23 protein-coding genes are annotated in these 23,180 nt (G+C 66.9%); 4 read left to right on the forward strand and 19 right to left on the reverse strand.

Annotation, left to right across the window (positions count from 1 at the left end):
• The first annotated feature begins 2 nt into the window (after positions 1–2).
• Positions 3–1,049, forward strand: a complete 1,047-nt coding sequence (locus ACWIGM_RS23240) for an ABC transporter ATP-binding protein (RefSeq protein ID WP_454028339.1) — start codon at positions 3–5, stop codon at positions 1,047–1,049.
• Positions 1,046–2,038: an ABC transporter ATP-binding protein gene (locus ACWIGM_RS23245; RefSeq protein WP_454028340.1), complete on the forward strand. Its 993-nt coding sequence runs from the start codon at positions 1,046–1,048 to the stop codon at positions 2,036–2,038. The genes ACWIGM_RS23240 and ACWIGM_RS23245 overlap by 4 nt, the downstream gene beginning before the upstream one ends.
• Positions 2,039–2,069: 31 nt before the next feature.
• Here ACWIGM_RS23245 and ACWIGM_RS23250 read toward each other — a convergent pair whose 3' ends face one another.
• From ACWIGM_RS23250 to ACWIGM_RS23265, 4 genes are all read right to left on the reverse strand, one after another.
• Entirely contained in the window at positions 2,070–3,713 is a 1,644-nt protein-coding gene (locus ACWIGM_RS23250; protein ID WP_454028341.1) for a DHA2 family efflux MFS transporter permease subunit, read from the reverse strand.
• Positions 3,710–4,804 carry an HlyD family secretion protein gene (locus ACWIGM_RS23255; RefSeq protein ID WP_454028342.1) on the reverse strand — a complete coding sequence of 365 codons (1,095 nt, stop codon included), beginning with the start codon at positions 4,802–4,804 and terminating at the stop codon, positions 3,710–3,712. Before ACWIGM_RS23255 ends, ACWIGM_RS23250 begins: the two co-directional genes overlap by 4 nt.
• A 38-nt stretch (positions 4,805–4,842) precedes the next feature.
• Positions 4,843–5,256: a cupin domain-containing protein gene (locus ACWIGM_RS23260; RefSeq protein WP_454028343.1), complete on the reverse strand. Its 414-nt coding sequence runs from the start codon at positions 5,254–5,256 to the stop codon at positions 4,843–4,845.
• A 61-nt stretch (positions 5,257–5,317) separates the two neighbouring features.
• On the reverse strand, positions 5,318–6,082 hold the full coding sequence (locus tag ACWIGM_RS23265) for an SDR family oxidoreductase (RefSeq protein WP_454028344.1): 765 nt from the start codon (positions 6,080–6,082) through the stop codon (positions 5,318–5,320).
• A 237-nt stretch (positions 6,083–6,319) separates the two neighbouring features.
• Here ACWIGM_RS23265 and ACWIGM_RS23270 point away from each other — a divergent pair, with 237 nt between their 5' ends.
• Positions 6,320–7,909 (forward strand): winged helix-turn-helix domain-containing tetratricopeptide repeat protein, encoded by a 1,590-nt coding sequence (locus tag ACWIGM_RS23270; protein WP_454028345.1) that lies wholly within the window; start codon positions 6,320–6,322, stop codon positions 7,907–7,909.
• Between the two features lie 78 nt (positions 7,910–7,987).
• Here the strand turns inward: ACWIGM_RS23270 and ACWIGM_RS23275 are convergent, their stop codons facing one another.
• The 15 genes from ACWIGM_RS23275 to ACWIGM_RS23345 form a co-directional block, all read right to left on the reverse strand.
• The gene (locus ACWIGM_RS23275; protein WP_454028346.1) at positions 7,988–8,950 is read right to left on the reverse strand and encodes a catechol 2,3-dioxygenase; all 963 of its coding nucleotides are present in this window, start codon (positions 8,948–8,950) and stop codon (positions 7,988–7,990) included.
• Positions 8,947–10,056, reverse strand: a complete 1,110-nt coding sequence (locus ACWIGM_RS23280; protein WP_454028347.1) for a 5-methyltetrahydropteroyltriglutamate--homocysteine S-methyltransferase — start codon at positions 10,054–10,056, stop codon at positions 8,947–8,949. The genes ACWIGM_RS23275 and ACWIGM_RS23280 overlap by 4 nt, the downstream gene beginning before the upstream one ends.
• A 31-nt stretch (positions 10,057–10,087) precedes the next feature.
• A complete protein-coding gene (locus ACWIGM_RS23285) occupies positions 10,088–10,795 on the reverse strand; it encodes an ABC transporter ATP-binding protein (protein WP_454028348.1) in 708 nt (235 codons plus the stop codon).
• On the reverse strand, positions 10,788–11,540 hold the full coding sequence (locus ACWIGM_RS23290; protein WP_454028349.1) for an ABC transporter ATP-binding protein: 753 nt from the start codon (positions 11,538–11,540) through the stop codon (positions 10,788–10,790). The genes ACWIGM_RS23285 and ACWIGM_RS23290 overlap by 8 nt, the downstream gene beginning before the upstream one ends.
• Entirely contained in the window at positions 11,537–12,544 is a 1,008-nt protein-coding gene (locus ACWIGM_RS23295; protein WP_454028350.1) for a branched-chain amino acid ABC transporter permease, read from the reverse strand. The genes ACWIGM_RS23290 and ACWIGM_RS23295 overlap by 4 nt, the downstream gene beginning before the upstream one ends.
• Positions 12,541–13,398 (reverse strand): branched-chain amino acid ABC transporter permease, encoded by an 858-nt coding sequence (locus ACWIGM_RS23300; protein ID WP_454028351.1) that lies wholly within the window; start codon positions 13,396–13,398, stop codon positions 12,541–12,543. Before ACWIGM_RS23300 ends, ACWIGM_RS23295 begins: the two co-directional genes overlap by 4 nt.
• A 21-nt stretch (positions 13,399–13,419) precedes the next feature.
• A complete protein-coding gene (locus ACWIGM_RS23305) occupies positions 13,420–14,592 on the reverse strand; it encodes an ABC transporter substrate-binding protein (protein WP_454028352.1) in 1,173 nt (390 codons plus the stop codon).
• Positions 14,593–14,643: 51 nt separating this feature from the next.
• Positions 14,644–15,333, reverse strand: a complete 690-nt coding sequence (locus ACWIGM_RS23310) for a 4-carboxy-4-hydroxy-2-oxoadipate aldolase/oxaloacetate decarboxylase (RefSeq protein WP_454028353.1) — start codon at positions 15,331–15,333, stop codon at positions 14,644–14,646.
• Positions 15,330–16,052 carry a PIG-L deacetylase family protein gene (locus ACWIGM_RS23315; RefSeq protein WP_454028354.1) on the reverse strand — a complete coding sequence of 241 codons (723 nt, stop codon included), beginning with the start codon at positions 16,050–16,052 and terminating at the stop codon, positions 15,330–15,332. Before ACWIGM_RS23315 ends, ACWIGM_RS23310 begins: the two co-directional genes overlap by 4 nt.
• Positions 16,053–16,068: 16 nt before the next feature.
• Entirely contained in the window at positions 16,069–17,151 is a 1,083-nt protein-coding gene (locus ACWIGM_RS23320) for a 4-oxalomesaconate tautomerase (protein WP_454028355.1), read from the reverse strand.
• Positions 17,152–17,155: 4 nt separating this feature from the next.
• Positions 17,156–18,139, reverse strand: a complete 984-nt coding sequence (locus ACWIGM_RS23325; RefSeq protein ID WP_454028356.1) for a Bug family tripartite tricarboxylate transporter substrate binding protein — start codon at positions 18,137–18,139, stop codon at positions 17,156–17,158.
• The gene (locus tag ACWIGM_RS23330) at positions 18,139–18,972 is read right to left on the reverse strand and encodes an NAD(P)-dependent oxidoreductase (protein WP_454028357.1); all 834 of its coding nucleotides are present in this window, start codon (positions 18,970–18,972) and stop codon (positions 18,139–18,141) included. Before ACWIGM_RS23330 ends, ACWIGM_RS23325 begins: the two co-directional genes overlap by 1 nt.
• A gap of 86 nt (positions 18,973–19,058) precedes the next feature.
• Complete coding sequence (locus tag ACWIGM_RS23335; protein ID WP_454028358.1) at positions 19,059–19,979, reverse strand: LysR family transcriptional regulator; 921 nt, start codon at positions 19,977–19,979, stop codon at positions 19,059–19,061.
• Between the two features lie 154 nt (positions 19,980–20,133).
• The gene (locus tag ACWIGM_RS23340) at positions 20,134–21,093 is read right to left on the reverse strand and encodes a Bug family tripartite tricarboxylate transporter substrate binding protein (protein ID WP_454028359.1); all 960 of its coding nucleotides are present in this window, start codon (positions 21,091–21,093) and stop codon (positions 20,134–20,136) included.
• Between the two features lie 256 nt (positions 21,094–21,349).
• Positions 21,350–21,832 carry a MarR family winged helix-turn-helix transcriptional regulator gene (locus ACWIGM_RS23345; RefSeq protein ID WP_454028360.1) on the reverse strand — a complete coding sequence of 161 codons (483 nt, stop codon included), beginning with the start codon at positions 21,830–21,832 and terminating at the stop codon, positions 21,350–21,352.
• A 563-nt stretch (positions 21,833–22,395) separates the two neighbouring features.
• Between ACWIGM_RS23345 and ACWIGM_RS23350 the strand changes: the two genes are divergently transcribed.
• Positions 22,396–23,178, forward strand: a complete 783-nt coding sequence (locus ACWIGM_RS23350) for a class II aldolase/adducin family protein (protein WP_454028361.1) — start codon at positions 22,396–22,398, stop codon at positions 23,176–23,178.
• Positions 23,179–23,180: the final 2 nt, after the last annotated feature.

Below are 23,180 nucleotides of genomic sequence, written 5' to 3' on the forward strand. Positions count from 1 at the left end.
CGATGGCGACCATGGAACCGGCCGTCGCCACCACGCTGCGTGCCGACGACGACATCCTGCTCAAGGTCGAGGACCTGCAGACCCACTTCCTGATCGGTTCGAGCGCGATCAAGTCGGTCGACGGCGTCAGCTTCTCGCTGCGCCGCGGCCAGACGCTCGCCGTGGTCGGCGAATCCGGCTCCGGCAAGTCGGTGACCAGCCTCACCATCATGCGGCTGCTCGCCCATCCCGGCCGCATCGTCGGCGGGCGCATCCTCTACCGTCTGCGCAGCGGCGAGACCGTCGACCTCGCTCAGTTGCCGGAGAAGCGCATGCGCGCCATCCGCGGCAGCGAGATCGCGATGATCTTCCAGGAGCCGATGACGAGCCTCAACCCGCTCTTCACTGTCGGCGACCAGATCATGGAGATGATCCTGCTGCACGAGAATATGTCGCGCAGCCAGGCGCGGGCGCGGGCCAGGCAGATGCTCGAATTGGTCGAGATCCCTGCCGCCGAGCGGCGCCTTGCGCAGTATCCGCACGAGATGTCGGGCGGCATGCGCCAGCGCGTGATGATCGCGCTCGCTCTGTCCTGCAATCCCTCGCTGCTGATCGCCGACGAGCCGACCACGGCGCTCGACGTCACCATCCAGGCGCAGATCCTCGACCTGTTGCGCCGGCTCCAGGCCGAGATCGGCATGAGCATCCTGTTCATCACCCATAATCTCGGCGTCGTCGCCGAGATCGCCCATGAGGTGGCGGTGATGTATGCGGGCCGCGTCGTCGAGCAGGGGCCGGTCGGTGGCCTGTTCGCTAGGCAGCGCCATCCCTATACGCGCGGCCTGCTCGCCTGCATCCCCGATGCCCGGCGCGATCGTATTCCCGGCCAGGGCCGGGCCCTGCTCAACGCCATTCCCGGCAATGTCCCGAGCCCGCTCGCGCTGCCGCCCGGATGCAGCTATGCGCCGCGCTGCCCGCTGGTCGAGGAGCGCTGCACTAAGGACGCACCACCGCTGATCGACGTCGCGGCCGCCCATCTCACCCGCTGCTGGAGGCATGACGCGCTGTGACCGCTGCAAGCAATGTCCCAACGGAAGCGCCGCTGCTCTCCGTCCGCAATCTCCAGAAGGTGTTCTCGACGCGCGGCGGCGAGGTCCGGGCCGTCTCGGACGTCTCCTTTGAGGTGCGCCGCGGCAGCATCGTCGGCATCGTCGGCGAATCCGGCTCGGGCAAGACCACGGTCGGGCGCTGCATATTGCGCCTGGTCGAGCCGTCAGGCGGCGAGGCGGTCTTCGACGGCACCGACCTGTTCGGCCTGCCGGAGAAGGCGCTGCGCGGCTATCGCCGCCGCCTGCAGATCATCTTCCAGGACCCCTATTCCAGCCTCAACCCGCGCATGCGCGTCGGCGAGATCATCGGCGAGGCGATCGACACGCATGGGCTAGCCAAGGGCAAGGCCCGCGAGGCGCGCATCGCCGAGCTGCTCGGCCGGGTCGGGCTCAACCCCGACCATGCCAGGCGCTACCCGCACGAGTTCTCCGGCGGCCAGCGCCAGCGCATCGGCATCGCCCGGGCGCTCGCGGTCGAGCCGGAACTGATCATCGCCGACGAGCCGGTCTCGGCGCTCGACGTTTCCGTGCAGGCGCAGGTGCTCAACCTGATCCAGGAGCTCCAGCGCGAACTCGGCCTGACCATGGTCTTCATCAGCCATGACCTGTCGGTGGTCGAATATCTCTGCGACGATATCGTCGTGCTCTATCTCGGCCGGATCATGGAGAAGGGGCCGGCGCAGGAGGTCTACGCCAATCCGCGCCATCCCTACACCAAGGTGCTGCTCTCGGCGGCGCCGGTGCCCGATCCGAGCGTCAAGCGTGAGCGCGTCATCCTCAAGGGCGACATTCCGAGCCCGCTGAACCCACCCTCGGGCTGCGTCTTCCGCACGCGTTGCCCGCATGTGATCGACGCCTGCGCCAGCGCGGTGCCTGACATCGAGGAGGTCGGCCCCGGCCACAGCGTCGCCTGCATCCGGCAGAAAGAACTCGCCGGCGCGGCTGGCTAGCGAGAATCGGCGCTCCTGAGCAGTGGCCGACTCAACGCTCGGAAGCGGGCGTGCCTGGCTGAGCTCGGGGCAAGACTCCCGTGTCACGAGCAATGGCAGCATGTGCTTTCGCGCGTTTTGCGAAGGCGATCTTGATTGCGACGAGGATTGGCGCTGCGACGACGAAGAGTAGGGCGACGGCGTTGAAGGCGGTGTCGAAGGCGATGACGGCGGATTGATTGGCGACGGCGCGGCCAAGGAGGCTGGCAGCGGCGCGGCCTGCGGCGACGGCGTCCATGCCCTTGGCGGTCAGAATCGTCGTCAGGGCAGAGAGGCGCTCGATGACGGCAGGCTTGCTGGCCGCGACATTGGCGCCGAGGACGGCGAGATTGTGGACGGTGTGGTGGTCGATCAGGGTCTGCAGCGCCGCAATCCCCATCAGGCCGCCGAGCTGGCGGCCGCTGTTGAACAGGCCGATGCCGCTGGCGAGCCGGCGCGCGTCGATCTGGCCGAAGGCGATCAGCGTGATCGACAGGAACAGGAAGCCGAGGCCGAGGCCACGCAGCAGCACGCCCGCCATCATGTCGTCGGCCCCGCTCTCGCTGGTCGAGCCGGAGAGCAGCCACATTCCGCTCATCAGGATCAGGATGCCGAAGGGCACGGTGGCGAAGGGCGGCAGGCGGCGGAACTGCACGAGCAGGGCGACGAGGAGAAGCGTGCCGATGAAAGGCGCGCCGCTCGGCAAAAGGAGCTCGCCGGCCTCGCTCGGGGTGAAGGCGAGGACGGAGGTGGCGAAGGCCGGGATCACGAAGGCGCTGCCGGACAAAGCCGCGCCGGCGACGAAGCTGACGATGAAGGCGAAGGTGAAGTCGTTCACGCCGAATAGGCTGAAGTCGATGAGCCCACGGCCCCTGGCCATCGCCTGCTGGGCGAGGAAGGCCACCAGCGCGGCGGCGCCGATCAGCGTCAGCCAGAGGATGCGCGGTTCCTCGAACCAGTCCCAGCGGCTGCCCTGCGTCAATACATAGGTGAGACAGAAGACGGTCAGCGAGAGCAGTGCAACGCCGAGCCAGTCGAACGGGCGGCGGGGGCTCTTTTCAGGCATCGGCCCATCGGCCAGCAGCAGGAGCCCGGCGGCAGCGAGCGCGAGCGGCACGAGACAAAAGAAGATCCAGGTCCAGGCCTGCGCGTCGAGCAGCCAGCCCTGAAGTGCCGGGGCGAGCGTTCCGGGCGCAACGACGGCGCCCATCGCGAAGAGCGCCTGAAGCAAAGGCTGCTGCGCGGGCGGGAAGCGCAGGAAGATCAGCGCCTGGCCGGCGACGAGCAGGGCGCCGCCGGAAAAACCCTGTGCGAGGCGTAAAAGCACCAGCACATCGAGCCGGGCGGTCATGGCGGCGATGCCCGAGGCCAGCCCCATGGCGAGGGTCGCGGCGACAAGCAGGCTGCGCGGATCGAAGCGGCTGATCAGCCAGGGCGCGGTCATGAAGCCGATCAGCTTCAGCGTGATGTAGCCGATATCGAGCCAGGCGAACTCGTCGGGCGTCGCTGCGGTGTCGCCGATGATGTCGCTGCGTCCGAGCGAGAGGACGGTGCCGGCGATCGCCTCGGTCAGCGCGGCAAGGACGATGCCGGAGAGAAGAAGGGTGCTGGCCGCAGTGCTGCTGCGGTCCGGCACGGCGGCTGCGACCAAGGTCATGAGCTGCCGCCCATCGCGATCTCGACGCGCGCCGACAGGCCGGGCACGAGACGGCCGGGCAAGGGATTGCCGGTGAAGCGGATCTTCACCGGGACGCGCTGGACGACGCGCACGAAATTGCCGGTCGCATTGTCGGCCGGGAGCAGGCTGAAGGCCGAGCCACTGCCGGGGGCGAAGCTGTCGACCACGCCCTGGAGCGCCTCGTTCGGATAGCCGTCGACGCTGATGCGGACGTGCTGGCCGGTCCGGATCTGCGCGAGCTGGGTCTCCTTGACGTTGGCGACGACCCAGACATCGTCGACCGGGACGATATCGAGCAGGGAGACGCCCGGCGCGACCAGCCGGCCGACCCGGACCTGGCGGTTGCCGACGACGCCGCCGACCGGTGCGCGCACAACGGTGCTGTCGAGATCGATCTGGGACAGATCACGCGCGGCCTGCGCCTGCGCCATCGCGGCGAGCGCCGCCTCGCGCTGCGTGGTCAGGACGGCGATGCGCTGCTGCTGAGCCTCGATCGTCGCCGAGGCCGCCGACAGGTTCGCTTCGGCGCGCGAGCGCGCGGCGTCGCTTTCATCGAGCAGGGCCTGGCTCACCGCATTGCTGCGGATCAGCTCGCGGCGCCGACCCTGCGAGCGCGTCGCCAAGGTGAGCTCGGCGCTGGCGGCCTGCTTCTGGGCTTCGGCCTGCTTGACCAACGCATGCTGGAGCTTGGTCTCAGCATCGACATTGGTGACGCGCGCCTGCGCCGCCTCGACGTTCGCCACGGCCTGCGCAAGCCTGGCGCGATAGTCGGCATCGTCGATCCGGAACAGAATGTCGCCGGCCTTGACCGCCTGGTTGTCTTCGACCTCGACGGCGGTGACGTAGCCGGCGATCTTCGGCGCCAACGCGGTCAGGTCGCCGCGGAGATAGGCGTTGTCGGTCGCCTCGCCGCCCGAACGGGCCTTGGCCCAGCCGGCGGCGCCCGCCGCGACCGCGCCGAGGCAGAGCGGCAGGCCGATGACCTTCTTCTTACCCGGCCGCGCGGCGGGGCCGGCGCTCGCAGCGCCCGCGCCGGTGAGGACGGCGCTCTTCTCATCGAGGGGATCCATGGTCCTGTTCCCGTTGAATACCGAAGGCTGCGACTGGCTCACTTCTTGACGAACCGGGTCAGCTCGGTCTCGGCGGTGTCGACGACGAAGACGGCCAGGATGCGTGCCGGCTGCGTATCGCTGGCGTTGGCGCTCATGCCGTGGAAGGCACCGGGCTCCTCGACCCAGTTCTCGCCGGCCTTGTAGACCTTCTCCGGCGAGCCGTTGACGCTACTGCGGACCGCGCCTTCGAGGACGGTCGCATAGATGAAGGCGGACTTCGCATGGGTGTGGGCGGGCGACCCGGCGCCTGGCCCGTATTCGACCAGCACGCCCCTCAAGCTCTTGCCGGGGACATGCGGAAGTGGGCGATCGAACACTGTCATTATCTTGCCGGCGGGTCGTTCCTGGGCCGGAACCGCGGTGGCCGCGAGCACGGTCAGGGCGAGGGCCGAGACAAATCGTGTGAACATGATGGCTCTCCTTGATGATCGGGATGTCGTTCGCCACAGGGGATAGGAGGCGGGCCTTCACTCAGCGGGTCGCCGCCTGCGCCCTCGGCTGGGCGAGCCAGTCCTCGAAGCGGATCGCGCCGATGCGCGCGTTTTCGCCTGGCGTCAGCGAACGGTCGGAGAGGATGCCGCCGTAGTAGCGGGCATGGATATCCGGCACGACCTTGCGCGGATCCTGCGTTGCCTTCAGGAAGCGCCGGGCCAATTCGTCGAGCGGCATCGCTTCCGGGCCGGCGACCTCGATCGTGCCGTTGACTGGCGCAGTGACAGCGACATCGGCGAGTGCTGCCGCGACATCGGTCGAGGCCATCGGCTGGATCAGAGCCGGAGACAGGTGAATCTCCTCTCCGACGACGCCCGACTGAACGATGGCGCCGACGAATTCGAAGAACTGTGTGGCGCGCAGGATGGTGTAGGGGATGCCGGACGCCTTGATCAGGTTTTCCTGAGCGACTTTGGCCCGGAAGTAACCGTTTTCGGGCAGCCGCTCGCTGCCGACGATCGAGAGAGCGACATGGTGGCGCACGCCGGCGGCCGCTTCCGCGGCGAGCAGGTTGCGGCCCGAGGTCTCGAAGAAATCGAGGACGGCCTGATCCTCCCAGACGGGCGCATTCGCCACGTCGACGACGACGTCGGCGCCGTCGAGCGCTTCGGCCAGCCCCTCGCGGGTGATGGTGTTCACGCCGGTGTTGGGGGCGGCTGCGAGCGCGTCATGGCCGCGCGCTTTGAGATTCTGCACGAGCTTCGACCCGATGAGGCCGGTGCCGCCGATGACGACGATCTTCATGGGCTTTCTCCGTTTCACTCGACAGCAACCATCGCCGTCGACATGGCCGGAGAGTGCCCGCACGGTTGCGGGAAGTCCTTGCGGCGGGCTTGAATTGCCCTTCAACGACGCTTGGTTTCTTGTCCAAGACGGCGCCTTGCGGCAGAGATGCGGGCGAGGGGGCTTTTGCTGTCGGGTTGTGCTCGAGCAGCTGCCCTGATCAAGGAGCCGAAGGCGTTCGGCCAAGGGACGATCGGCGTGACATTCGCGTTTGGCGATTACCTGCTCGACCCCGAGCGCCGGGAGCTCACCTTTCGCGCGCAGGTCGTGGCCATCGGGCCTCAGGTCTTCGACCTGCTGCTGCATCTCATCCGGAATCGCGACCGGGTCGTCAGCAAGGACGAATTGCTGCAGGCGGTGTGGAGTGGCCGGACCGTCTCGGAATCGACGATCACCAGCCATATCAACGCGGTCAGGAAGGCCGTCGGTGATAGCGGCGAGGATCAGCGCCTGGTCCGGACGATCGCCCGCAAGGGGTTCCGCTTCGTCGGCGAGATCGAGCGGGCCGGGCAAGCGAGCCAGCCGATCGGATCAGGCGTGACCGAACGGGTCATGAGTCAGACGGCGGAACTGCCATCAACGCCCCTGCCGCCGGACAAGCCCTCCATTACCGTCCTGCCTTTCCAGAACCTGAGCGGCGATCCCGAACAGGACTATTTCGCCGATGGTGTGGTGGAGGACATCATCGCCGCGCTGTCCCGCATCCGCTGGCTGTTCGTCATCGCCCGCAATTCGAGCTTCGCCTTCAAGGGCCGGGCAGTGGATGTGAAGGAGATCGGGCAGCAGCTCGGCGTGCGCTATGTCCTGGAAGGCAGCGTCCGCAAATCCGGGAACAAGGTGCGCATCACCGGACAGCTCATCGACGCGACGACGAGCGCGCATCTCTGGGCCGAGCGTTTCGAAGGTACGCTGGACGATATCTTTGAGCTGCAGGACCGGATCGCCGAAAGCGTCGTCGGTGCCGTCGCGCCACAGCTTGAACGGGCCGAGATCGAGCGCGCCAAGCGCAAGCCGACCGAGAGTCTGGACGCCTACGACTATTATTTGCGCGGCACGGCGAGGCTGCACACTGGAACCAGGGAGGCCATCGAGGCGGCGCTGCCGCTCTTCTACAAGGCTGTCGAACTCGATCCGGAGTTCGCATCGGCCTATGGCATGGCGGCCTGGTGCCATTTGTGGCGCAAGGTGAATGGCTGGATGGTCGATCGCCCGCGGGAGATCGCCGAGGGGCTGCGGCTGGCGCGGCTGGCGGTCGAGCTCGGCCGGGACGACGCGGTCGCGCTGACCCGGGCCGGCCATGCGCTCGGTCATTTTACCGGCGATCTCGATGGCGGCATCGCGCTGATCGACCGGGCGATGCTCCTCAATCCCAATCTCGCTTCCGCCTGGTTCCTCGGTGGCTTCCTGCGCGCCCTCAACGGTGAACCCGCTTCCGCTCTCGAGCATTTCGAGCACGCCGTTCGCCTGAGCCCGCTGGATCCCGAAATCTTCAGGATGCAGGTCGGCATGGCGCTGGCGCACTTCTTCGCAGGGCACTTCGACGCCGCCGTAGCCTGGGCCGAGAAGGCGGCGGGAAACCTACCCAGCCTGCTCGTTGCGGCCGCCGTGATGGCGGCGAGCAGCGCGCTCGCCGGACACAACCAGGATGCGCGGCAGGCCATGGAACGTCTGCATGCGCTCGATCCTTCCATGCGTATCGCCAAGCTCCGGGACTGGCTTCCGATCCATCGCCCTGAAGATCTCGCGCGGTTCGCGGAGGGATTGCGGCTGGCGGGGCTGCCCGAATAACGCGACAGGGTGCTGCCCGGCAGCCTTATCGTTTGGAGTGCCGATCCGGCCAGGTCAGTTCCGATGGGAACGTCGTGATCAATCCGAGGCTCCTGCCGGCGGCGTGCCGTGGGTGTGAAAGCTCTCGATCGTCTTCAGCCCCCAAGCCTGGCCCTTCTTCCGCTCCTCTTCGGTCCAGATCACCGTCTGCCAGTCGGGATCGAGGATCAGGCGCGCGCCGGCATTGGCGATCTCGACGCGGTTTCCGGCGGGTTCGTAGACATAGAGGAAGAAGGTCTGCTGCACCGCGTGCTTGTGCGGCCCGGTCTCTATGAAGACGCCGTTCTCGAGGAAGAGATCGGCCGCCTCCAATATGTGCTCGCGCTGGTCGACGGCATAGGTGACATGGTGGAAGCGCCCACGTGCCGGGGTGTGGTCGCGGGTATAGGCGATGTCGTAGCTCTTGTTGTTGACGGTGAACCAGCAGCCGCCGACCTCGCCGGAATCGAGCACGATCTGCTCGGTGACGCGGCTGCCCAGCGCCTTCGGCATGAAATCGCGGATCGCCGCGACGTCCTGCGCCAGCAGGTTGAGATGGTCGAGCCGGCGCACGGCGCAGCCGCGGCCATGGTTGCGCTGCGCCTGGTTCTTCAGGGCAGGCCGCTCCCTCTCGGGAGCGACGTATTTGTTGGTCTCGAAATAGATCTCGAAGACATGCTCGTCAGGATCGCGGAAGCGATAGGCGCGGCCATGGCCGAGATCGCCCTCGCTCCAGCCAATGCCGCAGCCCATCGCCTCGATCGCCGCGACGCGGCGCATGAGCGCCGCCTCGCTTGAGGCACGGTAGCCGATATGGCCGACGCCGGTCGTCTTGGCCGCGGTGAGCTTCAGCGTGTGGAACTCGTAATCGTCCCAGGCACGCAGATAGACGCTATCGCCCTCGCGTCCGCTCTCCGTCAGCCCGAAGATATCGACGAAGAAGTCGAGGCTCTCCTGCGGCTTGTTGGTGAAGAGCTCGACATGGCCGAGATGGGCGATGTCGAAGCAGGGCTCGGTGCTCATCCCCAGACTTCCTTGGCGACTTCGAGGATGCGCGAGAGCTTGGCCCATTGCTCGTCCTCGGCGAGGACATTGCCTTCCTCGGTCGAGGCGAAGCCACATTGCGGCGACAGGCAGAGCTGCTCCAGCGGCGCGTACTTGGACGCTTCCTCGATCCGGCGCTTGAGATTGTCCTTGCTCTCGATCTCGCCGAATTTCGAGGTCACCAGCCCGAGCACGACCTGCTTGTCGCCCTTGGGCAGGAAGCGCAGCGGCTCGAAGCCGCCGGAGCGGTCGTCGTCCCATTCCATGAAATAGCCGTCGACATTGATCTCGTTAAAGACCATCTCGGCGACCGGCTCGTAGCCGCCCGAGGCGATGAAGGTCGACTTGAAATTGCCGCGGCAGGTATGGGTGGTGATCTGCATGTCGGCGGGCTTCGCCTTCAGCGCCGCGTTGAGCACGTCGCGATAGATGAAGACCAGCTGCTCGGGATCGTCGCCGCGCTCGGCCAGCATCTTGCGCTGCTCGGGATCGCAGAAATAGGACAGGCTGGTGTCGTCGAGCTGCAGATAGCGGCAGCCGGCATCGTAGAAGGCCTTGATCGCCTTGGCGTAGACCTTGCCGAGATCCTCGTAGTAGTCCTCGATCCTGAGATAGGCGCTCGGATCGATCGCTTTGCGGCCGCCGCGGTAATGCAGCATGGACGGGCTCGGAATCGTCATCTTCGGCGCGCGGCTGGTTGTCGAGGCCAGGAACTTGAAATGCGCGAGATGCGGGTGGTCGTCCGGGAAGTCGAGCTTGCCGGTGACGCGGACCGCATGGCCCTTGGTGGTGACGCCCTTGAACTGGATGCCTGAATCGGTCTCGAAGCTGGTGACACCGGAGAGGCCGTCGAGGAAGTCGAAATGCCAGAAGGCGCGGCGGAACTCGCCATCGGTCACCGCCTGCAGGCCGACCTCTTCCTGCTTGCGGACGAGCTTCCTGATCTCCTCGTCCTCGATCGCCGTCAGCTCGGCCTGACCGATCTCACCGGCCGTGTGCTTGGCGCGGGCGTCCTTCACCGGCGCACTGCGCAGCAGGCTGCCGACCATGTCGCCCCGGAACGGCGGCTTCTGTCTCTGGCTCATGGCGTTTCCTTTCCTCGGTTCTGTCGTTGGCTCAGGCGGCGGCGAGGCCGAGATGGCGCTCCAGCCGCGATGGGTCGGCTAGGAGATCGGCGCTCCCCGCGGCGAGGACGACGCGGCCGCGCTCGAGCACGATCGCCTCGTCGGTGAGTTCCAGTATCTTGCGAGCGTGCTGCTCGATCACGATCGCCGACAGCCCCTCCTCGCGGACGAGGCGCTTCAGGGCGCGCAGCAACTCCTCGACGATGATCGGCGCGAGGCCCTCGGTCGGTTCATCCAGGAGCAGCAGCTTCGGATTGAGCATCAGCGCCCGGCCGATCGCCAGCATCTGCTGCTCGCCGCCGGAAAGCTGGTTGCCGAGATTGGCCTTGCGCTCGGCGAGGCGCGGGAACATCGAAAAGACGCGCTCGGTCGTCCACGCGCCCGGCGTCGCCACCGCGGTCAGGTTCTCCAGCACAGTCAGCGACTTGAAGATGTTGCGCTCCTGCGGCACCCAACCGATGCCGGCATGGGCGCGCTGCTCGGGCGAAGCCGTGGTGAGGTCGCGCCCGGCAAGCACGATCCGACCGCCGCGGCGGCGGGTGACGCCGATGATGCTGTTGACCAATGTCGTCTTGCCGACGCCGTTGCGGCCGAGCAGCGCGAGCGAACGGCCTTCGGCGAGCGAGAAATCGATGTCGAACAGCACCTGGGCTTCGCCATAACCGGCGCTGAGGCGTTCGATTGTGAGGAGCTCAGCCATGGCCATGCTTCCCGAGATAGGCGGCGCGAACGGCCGGATCATTGGCGATCTCGGCCGGCGTCCCGTCGGCGAGCAGCCGGCCATTGACCAGCACGGTGATCCGCGTCGCGAAGCGGAAGACGAGGTCCATGTCGTGCTCGATCAGCAGGACCGAGACATCCTCCGGCAGTTCGGCGACCGTCGCCATCAAATCGCGCCGCTCGGCCTCCGGCACGCCCGCCGCCGGCTCGTCGAGCAGAAGCACGCTCGGCTTGGCGGCGAAGGCGGCGGCGATCTCGATCTGCCGCTGCTTGCCATAGGGCAAGGTCGCGATGCGCTCGTCCATGATGTCGTCGAGCTTGAAGCGGGCGAGGATCTCGGCCGTCTCGGCGACGAGTTCGGCATCGCGGTCGAGCGCACGCAAGGGCTGCCGGCCGCGACCGAGGCGTTCGGAGGTCACCAGCGCGATCATCTCGACCGGCGTCATCGTCGCGAAGAGCTGGTTGATCTGGAAGGTCCGCGCCAGCCCGCGCCCGACACGCGTCTCGCGCGGCAGAGCAGTGATATCCTCGCCCATCAGCTCGACCCGGCCGGAGCTCGGGCGCAGCACGCCGGTCAATTGGTTGACGAAGGTGGTCTTGCCGGCGCCGTTCGGGCCGATCAGCGCGTGCCGTGCGCCTCTCGCCAGCGTGAAGTCGACATGGTCGGTCGCGGTGATACCGCCGAAGCTCTTGCACAGGTCGAAGGTCTGGAGCGCGGCGTTCATGTCGGCGCCCTCCGGGCAAGGCGCGCGAAACGGCTAACCACCGCCTTGATACCGCCATGGATCAGTTCGCGGCCGCCGAGTACGAACAGGACGAGGAACAGCCCGATCCAGAACATCCAGTACTGCGGCGTGAAGCTCGCGATCACGTCCTGCAGCAGCTTGAAGGCGACAGCACCGATCAGGCCGCCATAGAGATAGCCAGCGCCGCCGATGATCAGCACCAGCATCAGATCGGCCGAGCGATGGAAGGCGAGCACGTCGAGCGAGACGAACTGCGTGGTCTGGGCGAGCAGCGCCCCCGCCGCCCCTGCATAGGCCGCCGCCAATGTATAGACCGCGACCAGCCGCCAGTGCAGCGGCACGCCGGAGGCCGAGGCACGTAATGGGTTGTCGCGTATCGCCCGCAGCGACAGGCCGAAGGGCGAGCCGGTGATGCGCCGCGCCAGCACGAACAGCACGAACAGCACGGCGAGCGAATAGAGATAGGCGACCTTGCCGAAGATATCGAACTCGAACAACCCCAGCACAGACCCCATCACGATGCCCTGCAGGCCATCGGCGCCGCCGGTGAGCCAGCCGAGCGAGTTTGCCAGCTCCCCCAGGATCAGCGCGACGCCGAGCGTCACCATCAGGCGCGTCAGGTCGCTGCCGCGCAGGATCAGCGGGCTGGTCAGCAGGCCGAGCAACCCGGCAGCGCCCATGCCGACAGCCAGTCCCGCCAGCGGATCGGCGCTGGCATGCTTGGCGAAGAGCCCGGCGGCATAGGCGCCGAAACCGAAGAAGGCGGCATGCCCGAGCGAGACGATGCCGGCATAGCCGAGGATCAGGTCGAGCGAGAGGGCGAACAGCCCGAGGATCGCGATCTCGTTGAGGATCAACAGCTGGCGCGGCAGCAGGAAGAAGGCCGCCAGCGCCAGGACCCAGAACACGATCTCGGCCGGGTGCCAGCGGCGTGCGCCATAAAGCGAGCGCCGGACGCGCGCCTCGATGCCCTCCGCGCTCATGCCCGCCCCCTGGCGAAGAGGCCATGCGGCCTTGTGATCAGCAGGACGACCATCAGCGCGTAGATGATGAAGGCGCCGAGCTGCGGCACCAGGTACTTGCCGGCGACATCGGCGACCCCGAGCAGCATCGCCGCGAAGAACGGGCCGGAGATGGTCGAGGTGCCGCCGACCGTCACGACGATCAGGAAGTAGATCATGAACTTCAGCGGGAAGGTCGGATCGAGCCCCATCAATTCGATGCCGAGCGCGCCACCGAGGCCGGCAAGGCCCGAGCCGAAGGCGAAGGTCAGCGCGAACAGCCGGTTGACGGGGATGCCGAGCCCGCGCGCCACCCTGGCATCGTCGACCGAGGCACGCAGCCGGCTGCCGAAGCGCGTGCGGGTGAAGCCCCATTGCATCGCAAAGGCCAGGGCACCGCAGAGCAGGATGATGAAGAGCCGGTAGCGGCCGACGCCGATCCCCGCGACATCGAAGCGCCCGCTCAGCCAGGCCGGCAACTGCACGAATTGCTGGGTCGAGCCCATCAGGTAGTCGGCGCCGGCGACGGCCATGAACACCAGCCCGATCGAGAACATCACCTGGTCGAGATGGCTCTTGGCGTACATCGGCCGGTAGACCAGCCGCTCCAGCACCAGCCCGGCGAGCGCGGCCGCAAGGAAGGCCACCGGCAGCGCCCACAGGAACGGCAAGCCGAGCCGCTGCATCGCCAGCACGGTGACATAGCCGCCGAACATGGCGAAGGCGCCGTGGGCGAGGTTGATGAAGTTCATCAACCCCATGGTCACGGACAGCCCGCAGGCCAGCACGAACAGGATCATGCCGTAGGCGACGCCGTCGAACAGGATGGTGAGCACGTCGGGTCCGCCCTGGCCGGCTTACTTCTTGGCCTTGGTCGGGTCCTTGACGTTCGGGATCGTCTCGAACTCCTGATTCCAGAGCTCGCCGTTCACCCGCTCGACCTTGCGGATATAGACGTTCTGGATGATGTCGCGCGTCTCGGGATCGATCGAGATCGGCCCGCGCGGGCTGGTCCAGCTCATTCCCTTCATCGCGGTGACCAGCGCCTCGCCGCCCTCCCCCTTGGTCTTCTTCAGGCCCTCATAGAGCGCGTGCATGCCGTCATAGCCACCGACCGCCATGAAGTTGGGGCGCAGGCCGGGATTGGCCTTCTTGAAGCCCTCGACGAAGGCCTTGTTCTCCGGGCTGTCATGCGAGGCCGAATAGTGCTGGGCGGTGATGACGCCGAGCGCGATGTCGCCCATGCCGTTGAGGATGTCGTCATCGGTCAGGTCGCCGGTGCCGATCAGCTTGATGCCGCTCTTGTCGAGGCCGCGCTCGACGAACTGCTTCATGAACTGGGCGCCGACGCCGGACGGCACGAACACCAGCAGCGCCTCCGGCTTGGCATCGGCGACGCGCTGCAGGAAGGGCGAGAAGTCGGGGTTCTGCAGGGGCACGCGGATGTTCTCGACCTGGCCGCCGCCGGCCTTGAACGCCTCGGAGAACGAGCTTTCGACGTCATGGCCCGGGCCGTAATCCGAGACGATGGTGATGACGCGCTTGGTACCCTGCTTGGCGATCCAGGTTCCGAACGGCGCGCCGATCTGCGGCACGACCTGGCTGGTGCGCACGATGAAGGGCGAGCGCTCGGTGATGATCCCGGTCGCGGCCGCCATCACCACCATCGGCGTCTTGGCTTGCGTCGCCAGCGGGGCGGTGGCGAGCGCCAGCGGCGTCAGGCCGAAGCCGGCGATGGCAGTGACCTTGTCGTTGACGATCAGTTCCTGCGCGATGCGGCGGGTGACGTCGGCGGTACCGGTGTCGTCCTTGACGATCAACTCGACCTTCTTGCCGGCGACGGTCGCGCCCTTCTCCTGGATATAGAGATTGGCGGCCGCGGCGATCTGCCGACCGGTCGAGGCGAAGGGGCCGGTCATCGGCAGGATCAGGCCGATCTTGACCGCATCCTGCGCCAGAGCCGCACCGCTGACCGAGGCGGTCAGAGCGAGGCCGAGCATTCCTTTGAGAACCGTCCTGCGAATGATCATGTCGTTCCTCCCGAGTGTTTGGCCGAGCCCCTTTCCGGGGCTTTCGTTGGATTATTCGTCTTCGTCATCGCGATAGACGAGGCCCGCTTTGGCGAGGCCGTCGCGCATAGCGTACATGTCCAGCCCGAGTTCGCCAGCAGCCAGACGTCTACGCTTTTCGTCTTCATTGGCTTCGCGCTTGCGGCCGGCGGCAGCGACCGCCTTGGCATCGCGCCGCGGCACCACCACCACCCCGTCATCGTCGGCGACGATCACATCGCCGGGATGGATGAGCGCCCCGGCGCAGACCACCGGCACGTTGACCGAGCCGAGCGTGGCCTTGACCGTGCCCTTGGCCGAGATCGCCCGCGACCAGACCGGAAAGCCCATTTCGGTCAGCGTGCGGACATCACGGACGCCGGCATCGATGACGAGGCCGATGCCGCCGCGCGCCTTGAGCGAGGTCGCCAGCAGATCGCCGAACATGCCGTCGGTGTTGTCGGTCGTGCAGGCGACGACGAGCACGTCGCCCGGCTGCACCTGCTCGATCGCGACATGGATCATCCAGTTGTCGCCGGGCTGGGCCAGCACCGTCACCGCCCCGCCGGCAATCTGCGCGCCGGCATAGATCGGCCGCATGTAGGGCTTCAGCAGGCCGCTCCGCCCCATCGCCTCATGTGTGGTGGAGACGCCCAATTCGGCGAGATCGGCCATCGTGGCGGCCGGGGCACGCTTCCTGGTGCGAATGACGACGGGATTCATGCCAGCGTCTCGAGCGCTTCCGGGAAGAGGCGCTGATAGGCCTCGCCATAGGTCATCGCCTTGCCGGAGTTGCGGCCGCCCTGCATGCCGCGATTGAGCGCGACGCGGGTGTAGTATTCCCAGAGATGCTTCTGCGCCGCGAGGATCTCGAACGCCCGACGCTTCTGCTCCCAGACCTCGTCGATGTTGAGGATCACATTCGGCTTGAAATTGCATTGCTCCGGCTGGTGCGGCTCGAACAGGAAGACCGGCGGGGCGGCATAGGCGCGGCTGGGATCGGGCTTGTGGCCGGCCGCCTGCGCGATGATGCGGGCCTCCTGCGCGAAGCGCGTCGCCTCGGGATGGTCGACATTATAGGGATCTTCGAGCGCATGGGTCAGCACGAAGCTCGGGTTGAGCTCGTGGAAGATGTCGATGGCGCGCTCCAGCATCGGCTCGGTGGTACGCAGCGGATAGTCGCCGGCATCCATGAACTCGATCTCGGCTCCGAGCGCCGCTGCAGCCGCTTCCGCCTCCTCGCGGCGCTGCGCCTTGACCTCCGCCATCTGCACACCCGCCTTCTTCCAGGCGAATTGGCTCTCGCCGCGCTCGCCATAGGACAGGCAGAGGATCTTGACGCGCATGCCGCGCCTGGCGTGCAGCGCAATCGCGCCGCCGGCGCGCCAGACGAAATCGCCGGGATGGGCGGTGATCACCAGGCCTGTCTTCTGGGCGCTCATCGCGTGCGCTCCTCTCTCATAATCTTCCAGCCGGCACGAAGGCCTGCCCTGCCATCAGGATACGGGCGGTGCGCAGCAGGCCGGCCCGCTCGACCACCGGCTGCTCCGCGGTGCCGCCGATTGTCAGCGTCACCGTGAACTCGCCGGTCGGGTGCTCCACCGAAAGCGTCCGCTCGCGTCCCTCCGGCATCACAACCACGGAGGCTGCAGGCGAGCCCGGCAAGACCGCAGCGGTCGCGACCGTCACCGCTGCGAAGACGCCGATCGAGGCGTGGCATTCATGCGGGATGAAGCTGCGCGTGCAGATCGCCCCGCCGGCCTGCGGCGGTGCGACCAATGCGATCTTCGGCACGACCTTGTTCGCGACATCGCCGAGATTCATCAGCGGCCCCGCCGCGAGACGGATGGTCTCGATCCGCGCCTTGAGCTCAGCATCCTCGTTGAGTTCATCGCGCGGCTCGTAGCCGGTCCGCCCGACATCGGCGGCGCGCAGCACGATCACCGGCATGCCGTTGTCGATCAGCGTGCAGGGCACGCCTTCGATCACATCGACGACATTGCCGGTCGGCAATAGCGATCCGCAGACCGAGCCTTCGGCATCGAGGAAACCGACATCGATCGGCGCCGACGTCCCCGGCACGCCGTCGATGCGCGCAATCCCCTCGGCGCTCGCCTCTCCGTCCGGCGTATCCATGGTGAGATCGGCGATCGTGCCGGTGTTGATCGTGCGGACCCGTACCGTGGTGCGCGGCCCTCTCGCCCTCACCAGCCCACGCGAGAGCGCGAACGGCCCGATCCCGGCAAGGATGTTGCCGCAGTTCGGGGTGGTATCGACCGAAGCCGTCTCGATCCCGACCTGCGCGAACAGGAAGTCGATATCGCAGCCGGGTTCGCTGGAGGCCGAGACGATCGCGACCTTGCTGGTGAGAGGATGGGCGCCGCCGAGCCCATCGACCTGGCGCTTGTCGGGCGAGCCCATCACCGCAAGCAGGAAGGCATCGCGCGCGGCCGTGTCCGCCGGCAGGTCGTCGCGCAGGAAATAGGCGCCCTTGGAGGTGCCGCCGCGGATCAGCATGCAGGGGATGGCGAGCTGGCCCATTACTTCACTCCGCCGCCTTGATGCCGGCACGGGTGATGACGTCGCGCCAGAGCACGAGTTCCGAGCCGATCAGCTTGCCGAAGCCCTCGGGCGTTTCCGGCCGGGCGATGGCGCCGTCCTTCGCCAAGGCCGACGCGAAATCGGGCTGGCTGAGCAGCACATTGATCTCGCGGTTGAGCCGCTCGACGATTCGTGGCGGCGTACGCGCCGGCGCGACCATCCCGTACCACTGCACCGCCTCGAAATCCGGCAGGCCGCTCTCGGACAGCGTCGGCAAATCGGGCGCAAAGCCGACGCGCTCGCGCGCGGCGACGCCGAGCACTCGGAGTTGCCCGCCTTCCGCCAAGGGCAGCACGGCCGGCCCGCCCGTCAGCGTGAACTGGATATTGCCGGCGACGAGATCGTTCACCGACGGCGCCGTGCCGCGATAGGGCACATGCGTCGCCTCGATGCCGGCGCGATGGCAGAAATAGGCGGTGGCGATATGGGCGGCGCTGCCCTGCCCGCCCGACGAGTAGTTCAGCTTGCCCGGGTTCGCCTTGGCATAGGCGATGAACTCGCCGAGGGTCTTGGCCGGCAGCTTCGGATTGATCGCCAGGATGTTCGGCAGCATGGCGACGAGCGCGACCGGCTGGAAATCCTTGACCGGGTCATAGGGCACGTTCGGATAGAGCGAGGGCGCGAAGGCGAGCGTGCCGATATGGCCCATCATCAGCGTGTGCCCGTCGGGCTCGGACTTGGCGACCTGCCCCGAGGCCGTCATGCCGCCGGCACCCGGGCGGTTCTCGATGACGAAACCCTTGCCGGGAATGCTCCGTTCGAGCTTGCTGGCGATCAACCGCGCCAGCACGTCGGTGCTGCCGCCGGGCGTGAACGGCACAACGATCCGGATCAACTGGCTCGGCCAGTCCGGCTGGGCCCGCGCCGGCGCAAGCCCGGCGAAACCGGCGAGCCCGAGGCCGGCGAGGACGGAGCGGCGATCCAGCATCACCGGGCTCCTTCCTTGCGGCGCGCCCCGCGCAACTGGGCGTCGGCGATCGCCTGGGCGAGGCCTGGGTGAAGATTGGCGACGCCAAGCATCTCGGCTGCCTCGCGCATCTCGGCCGACCGGCGCACGCCATGGGTCGCGACGCGCTCGCGCATATCGGCGGCGAGCGCGTGGAAGTCGATCGACGGGAAGGTCGCATGCAGGCTGGCGAAGACCGGATCCTTGACGTCCCACGCCTCGCAAGCGGCGGCGCAATCGACCATCAGAGCCTCCAGCCCCTTGATCACGATCGAGCGGCAGAGCTTCATCGCCGAGGCCCGGCCATAGACCTCGGAGACCGGTGTCAGATTCATCCCGAGCCCGTTGAGCACCTCGGATGCGGCTTGCGCCTTCGGGCCCCCGCTGAGAATCGCGACCTTGAGGCCGGGCTTCAGCACCGGCGCCATCACCGCGGCCTCGACATAGTCGGCACCGCCTGCGGTCACCGCCTCAGCCGCCCGCTGCTTGGTCGAGGGTGCGGCCGAGTTGACATCGACGAAGACCTGTCCCGGCTTCAGCCAGGAGGCTGCTTCGGTAGCTACCGCCTCGGCGTGATCGGCGGTAACCGCCGAGAAGACGAAGGCCGCGCCCGCGCAGGCTTCCTGCGCGGAGGTTGCACGAGCGACGCCGAGCTCCTCCGCAGCGGCTTCCAGACGGCCGCCGGCCGCGCTGCCGAACAGCAGATCATAGGCGCGGATGGCGACGCCCTCATTGGCCAAGAGGCCGCGCGAAAAGGTCTGGCCGACCTCGCCGAAGCCGATAAAGGCGATCGCTGCCGTGTTGGCGCCTGCCATTGCCGGCTTCTCCCCGCGCGTTTCGTCCCGCCGCGAGGTTCGGCCAAAGCCATTCTGCCAGCAAATGATAAGAATGCAGCGATTGATTACTTTTCTTCATCTCGCCGTGGCGCAACGCTGCGCTTCAGCGCCTGGCTCAGCAGCGCCATCAGATCGCGCGTCACCGGCCGGACCGGCACCGACTTGCGGGTGATGATGCCGAGCGTGCGGGTCACCGCCGGCGAGCGCAATGGCACGGCAACCAGTTCGCCGGCATCGACGACGTCGAGCGCGAGTTGCGGCACCACGGCATAGCCGATACGCGAGCGCACCAGGCTGACCGCGGTGACGACGCGCTGGACCTCGTAGCGCCAGGTCAGGCTCTCGCGCCGCGCGCCAAGCGCGTCGTCGATCAGGATGCGGTTGCCGGTCTCGGCGCTGATCCGCACCAGCGGCTCGTCCTGCAATTGCGCCCAGGTCAGCGAGCTCGCCCGTGCCAGCGGCATCGAGCGATGGCTGACCAGTACGAAGGGCTCCTTGACGACCGGCTTCAGCTCGAGGTCCCAGCGATTGGCGGCGACGATGGTGACGCCGAACTCGGCCTCGCCCGACTGGACCTTGTCGGCGATCTCGGAGGCGGAGTTGTCATGGATCCTGACGCCGACACCGGGATGGCGCACGGCAAAGGCGGCGATCACTGCCGGCATGCAATGCGCCGCCACCGTCGGCAGGCAGCCGAGCGAGACCTGTTCGTCGCCCTCGTGCAGGTCGACCCGGACCTCATTGATGGCGAAGCCCAGGTCCTCGAAGATGCGCCGCGCCCGCGGCAACAAAGTCGTGCCGGCCGCGGTCAGTGAGACCTGCCGCGTCGTGCGCAGGAAGAGCGGCGTTCCCAGCGACTCCTCGAGCTTGCGGATGCGGTGGCTGAGCGCCGTCTGCGACAGGTTGAGATGCGAAGCGGCGGCGCGGAAGCTGCCACGCTCGGCGATGCTGACGAAGGCCTGAAGTCCGAGAACATCGACGCGCATGCAGCTAGTTAATGCCCGCTCGTGCAGAAGGCGAGCCGCTGGGCGGCGAGGTCACCCGATTTCAAGATCCGGGCGAGTGGTCATTCAGATCCGTTTGTTACCCTGGTGCATCCGCATCCGGACCGTTTGGTCCCGCTGATGGGGCGCGAGCTCGTCAACCCGGCTTGATGCCGGCCTCCTCGACCACGCGGTTGGCGCGCTGGATTTCGGCCTCGATGAACTTGGCAAAGCTCGCCGGATCCTCCGTCACGGCCTCCGCCCCGAGCGCAGTCAGCTTCTCGACGATCTCGCGGTCCTTCGAGGCTGCCTGCACTGTCGCATTGACCCGCTGCACCGTCTCGGCCGGCAGGCCCTTCGGCCCCCAGAGGCCGTACCAGAGGGTGAAGTTGAGGTCCGCCAGCCCCTGCTCGCCAGCGGTCGGCACGCTCGGCAGGAGCCCACTGCGCTGCGCGCCCATGATCGCGAAGGCGCGGACCTTGCCGTCGGTGATGAACGATAGCGCCGAGCCGAGCGGAGCGACCATCAGCGGCACCTGACCGGCGACGACATCAGTGATCGCCGGGGCGGTACCGCGGTAATTGACCAGTTCAGCGGTCGTGCCAGTCCGGCGCTTGAAGCTCTCGGTGGCGAGGTGGCCCATGCTGCCCAGCGCCGAGTTGGCGAAGGTGTACTCGCCGGACTTGGCCTTCATGTCGGCGATCAGCGCCGGCATGGTCGCGGGCGTCTTCATCGAGCCGATCAGCACCATCGGCGAGGTCGCGAAACGCGAGATCGGCGTGAAATCCGCCAGCGGGTCGTAGGACACGCTGCGCATCACGTGCTTGGCCATGATGTGGATGTCGGCATTGGTCAGATAGGTCGTGCCGTCGGGCGTCGCCCGTGCGACCTCGGCCGCGCCGAGCGTGTTGCTGGCGCCAGCCTTGTTCTCGACCACCCAGGATTCGTCGAGCGCAGGTGCGATGCGCTGGGCGTAGAGGCGGCCGATGACGTCGATGGCGCCGCCCGCTGCTGCGGGCACGATGAGTCGTACGATCTTGCGTTGGGCCAGAGCAGCATGGGGCGCAAGCGCGGTGCCAGCGAGCCCGATCAGGGCCGCACGTCGTGAGATGATCACCAGATTTTCCTCCAGATGCGGCCGCGTGATCGCGGTTCTCGTTCGCTGCGAAAGGGCCGTCTGTGGTCTGGATCTCGACTTGGCGGGGCCGGCGCGATGACGCTCGCCGGTTCAGGTCGCGAGATAAGACCGCATACTTATTATCAGTATGCACCGTATCTTTGACCTGTCAAACGGCCGACCCGCACGAGCTCCGACGCATCGGAGCCTGTGAAGCTGCTTCGATCGCAATCTCGAATTCGGGGAAGGTGCGCCCTCAGGCAGCCTCGGACGAGCGCCCCGCGGCAAGTCGCAGCGGCACGCGCGAGGCCTCGTTGTTGAGCTCGACGAGCTGCCCGAGCATGCGCATGAAGATCTCGCGATCCTCCGGCGCCAACGGCGCGAGGATGCGCTCCTGGGCTCGCTGCGCCAACGGCCCGGCTTCCTGGAGGATGCGCTCGCCCTTGGGAGAGAGATGCAGAACCTTGACGCGCTTATCGTCCTTGCTGCCCGAGCGCTGGATCAATTCCTTCGCTTCCATCCGCTCAAGGACATTGCCGAGCGTCGAGCGGTCGAAGGCGACGAGGGCCGACAGGCGCGTCGCATCGATGCCGGGATTGTCGCGCACCGTGACCAGCGCCGCGAACTGGACAGGGGTGAGGTCGACCGGCGCACATTCTTCGAGAAAGAGCGAGACGGCGATCTGTTGCGCACGCCGAATGAGATGGCCGGGCATATGGTAGATATCGTCCATCGACATCATCGCTTTGCCTTGATGTTATGGCGCGCTGGCCTCGCCACTTGAGCAGAGGTGCAGCCCATTCTTCATCCGCCGGCAGGGCTGAATACTACCAGCCCAGCGCAGTCGCTCTTCTACTATGGATCGTATACTTTCATTCTGTGGACTGTCAAATTACTCCAGTCCCTGCCTGGCGTTGCCGAGGCCTTTGCCAAGATTGCTTGCGGCGTCGTCCATCGTCACTCTGGGCCGGGTAGCAACTGGCTCCGCCTCTTCCAATCTCCCCGCTTCCGTTCTGGCGAAGCATCGCCACGGCCAAGCATTTCGCCGTCGGGTTGACAGCCCAAAATCTGCGGGTATCCTGTTAATCAGTATACGGACGATCTATCAGAGATCGCCGGATGGGAGGTTGGCCTCAGCGGTTTCCAGCTGCGAGGAGCCGGGCCCTGCTCGGGTGGTCGCAAGCGGGCCCTCACGCACTCATCTGCCACTCTGATCCACTGCACGGTTCGGCGGCCCGGCCGCTCTACCGGCAGGGCTTGGCCTGCAAAATTTCGATCAAGGCGATTTGGAGAGACCGACCAATGTGCACGTCTGACCATGGCAATCACCCGATCGCCGTCGACCTGGCCGACACGGCCGCGGCCTCGGTGGCGCCCTCGCCGGAGATCGTCGAGGAGCTCGTCGCCGCCAACCACATCCTGTTCGACCAAGGCGTCGTCGACGCGTTCGGGCATATCAGCGTACGCCATGACAAACGGCCCGACCGCTTCCTGCTGGCCCGCAACATGGCGCCCAGCCGGGTCGCGGCCGAGGACATCGTGGAGTTCACACTCGACGGCGAGGCGGTGAACGCCAATGGCCGCAAGGTCTATCTCGAGCGCTTCATCCACGCCGAGATCTTCCGCAGGCGTCCCGACGTGATGGCCGTCATTCACAGCCACTCGCACTCGATCGTGCCGCTCAGCGTGGTCAAGGGCACGCGGCTCAGGGCGATGTTCCATATGGCTGGTTTCGTCGGCCAGGGCGCACCGGTCTTCGAAATCCGCGAGGCCGGAGGCGATGCGACCGACCTCCTGATCAGCAACAACCATCTTGGCCGCGCCCTTGCCGAGCATTTCGACGGGCACGACATCGTGCTGATGCGCGGCCATGGCTCGACCGTGGTCGGCTATTCGATCAAGCAGGCGGTCTATCGCGCCGTCTATGCCGAGCTCAACGCGCGCTACCAGCTCCAGGCGATGCAGCTCGGCGAGGTCACCTATCTCACCGAGGGCGAGAGCCGCGCCTGCGTCGCCAGCATCGAGGCGCAGGTCCATCGTCCCTGGGAGATGTGGCTCGAACAGGCTCGCGTCCGCCGGCGCTGAGA

This window comes from Allobosea sp. NPDC055332 (genome assembly GCF_053645455.1).

Bases quoted from the DNA above. Each gene is read 5' to 3' on its own strand.
- ACWIGM_RS23240 (WP_454028339.1), top strand. From the start codon at position 3: ATGGCGACCATGGAACCGGCCGTCGCCACCACGCTGCGTGCCGACGAC.
- ACWIGM_RS23250 (WP_454028341.1), bottom strand. From the start codon at position 3,713: ATGACCTTGGTCGCAGCCGCCGTGCCGGACCGCAGCAGCACTGCGGCC.
- ACWIGM_RS23255 (WP_454028342.1), bottom strand. From the start codon at position 4,804: ATGGATCCCCTCGATGAGAAGAGCGCCGTCCTCACCGGCGCGGGCGCT.
- ACWIGM_RS23260 (WP_454028343.1), bottom strand. From the start codon at position 5,256: ATGTTCACACGATTTGTCTCGGCCCTCGCCCTGACCGTGCTCGCGGCC.
- ACWIGM_RS23265 (WP_454028344.1), bottom strand. From the start codon at position 6,082: ATGAAGATCGTCGTCATCGGCGGCACCGGCCTCATCGGGTCGAAGCTC.
- ACWIGM_RS23275 (WP_454028346.1), bottom strand. From the start codon at position 8,950: ATGAGCACCGAGCCCTGCTTCGACATCGCCCATCTCGGCCATGTCGAG.
- ACWIGM_RS23280 (WP_454028347.1), bottom strand. From the start codon at position 10,056: ATGAGCCAGAGACAGAAGCCGCCGTTCCGGGGCGACATGGTCGGCAGC.
- ACWIGM_RS23285 (WP_454028348.1), bottom strand. From the start codon at position 10,795: ATGGCTGAGCTCCTCACAATCGAACGCCTCAGCGCCGGTTATGGCGAA.
- ACWIGM_RS23290 (WP_454028349.1), bottom strand. From the start codon at position 11,540: ATGAACGCCGCGCTCCAGACCTTCGACCTGTGCAAGAGCTTCGGCGGT.
- ACWIGM_RS23295 (WP_454028350.1), bottom strand. From the start codon at position 12,544: ATGAGCGCGGAGGGCATCGAGGCGCGCGTCCGGCGCTCGCTTTATGGC.
- ACWIGM_RS23305 (WP_454028352.1), bottom strand. From the start codon at position 14,592: ATGATCATTCGCAGGACGGTTCTCAAAGGAATGCTCGGCCTCGCTCTG.
- ACWIGM_RS23310 (WP_454028353.1), bottom strand. From the start codon at position 15,333: ATGAATCCCGTCGTCATTCGCACCAGGAAGCGTGCCCCGGCCGCCACG.
- ACWIGM_RS23315 (WP_454028354.1), bottom strand. From the start codon at position 16,052: ATGAGCGCCCAGAAGACAGGCCTGGTGATCACCGCCCATCCCGGCGAT.
- ACWIGM_RS23320 (WP_454028355.1), bottom strand. From the start codon at position 17,151: ATGGGCCAGCTCGCCATCCCCTGCATGCTGATCCGCGGCGGCACCTCC.
- ACWIGM_RS23325 (WP_454028356.1), bottom strand. From the start codon at position 18,139: ATGCTGGATCGCCGCTCCGTCCTCGCCGGCCTCGGGCTCGCCGGTTTC.
- ACWIGM_RS23330 (WP_454028357.1), bottom strand. From the start codon at position 18,972: ATGGCAGGCGCCAACACGGCAGCGATCGCCTTTATCGGCTTCGGCGAG.
- ACWIGM_RS23335 (WP_454028358.1), bottom strand. From the start codon at position 19,979: ATGCGCGTCGATGTTCTCGGACTTCAGGCCTTCGTCAGCATCGCCGAG.
- ACWIGM_RS23345 (WP_454028360.1), bottom strand. From the start codon at position 21,832: ATGTCGATGGACGATATCTACCATATGCCCGGCCATCTCATTCGGCGT.
- ACWIGM_RS23350 (WP_454028361.1), top strand. From the start codon at position 22,396: ATGTGCACGTCTGACCATGGCAATCACCCGATCGCCGTCGACCTGGCC.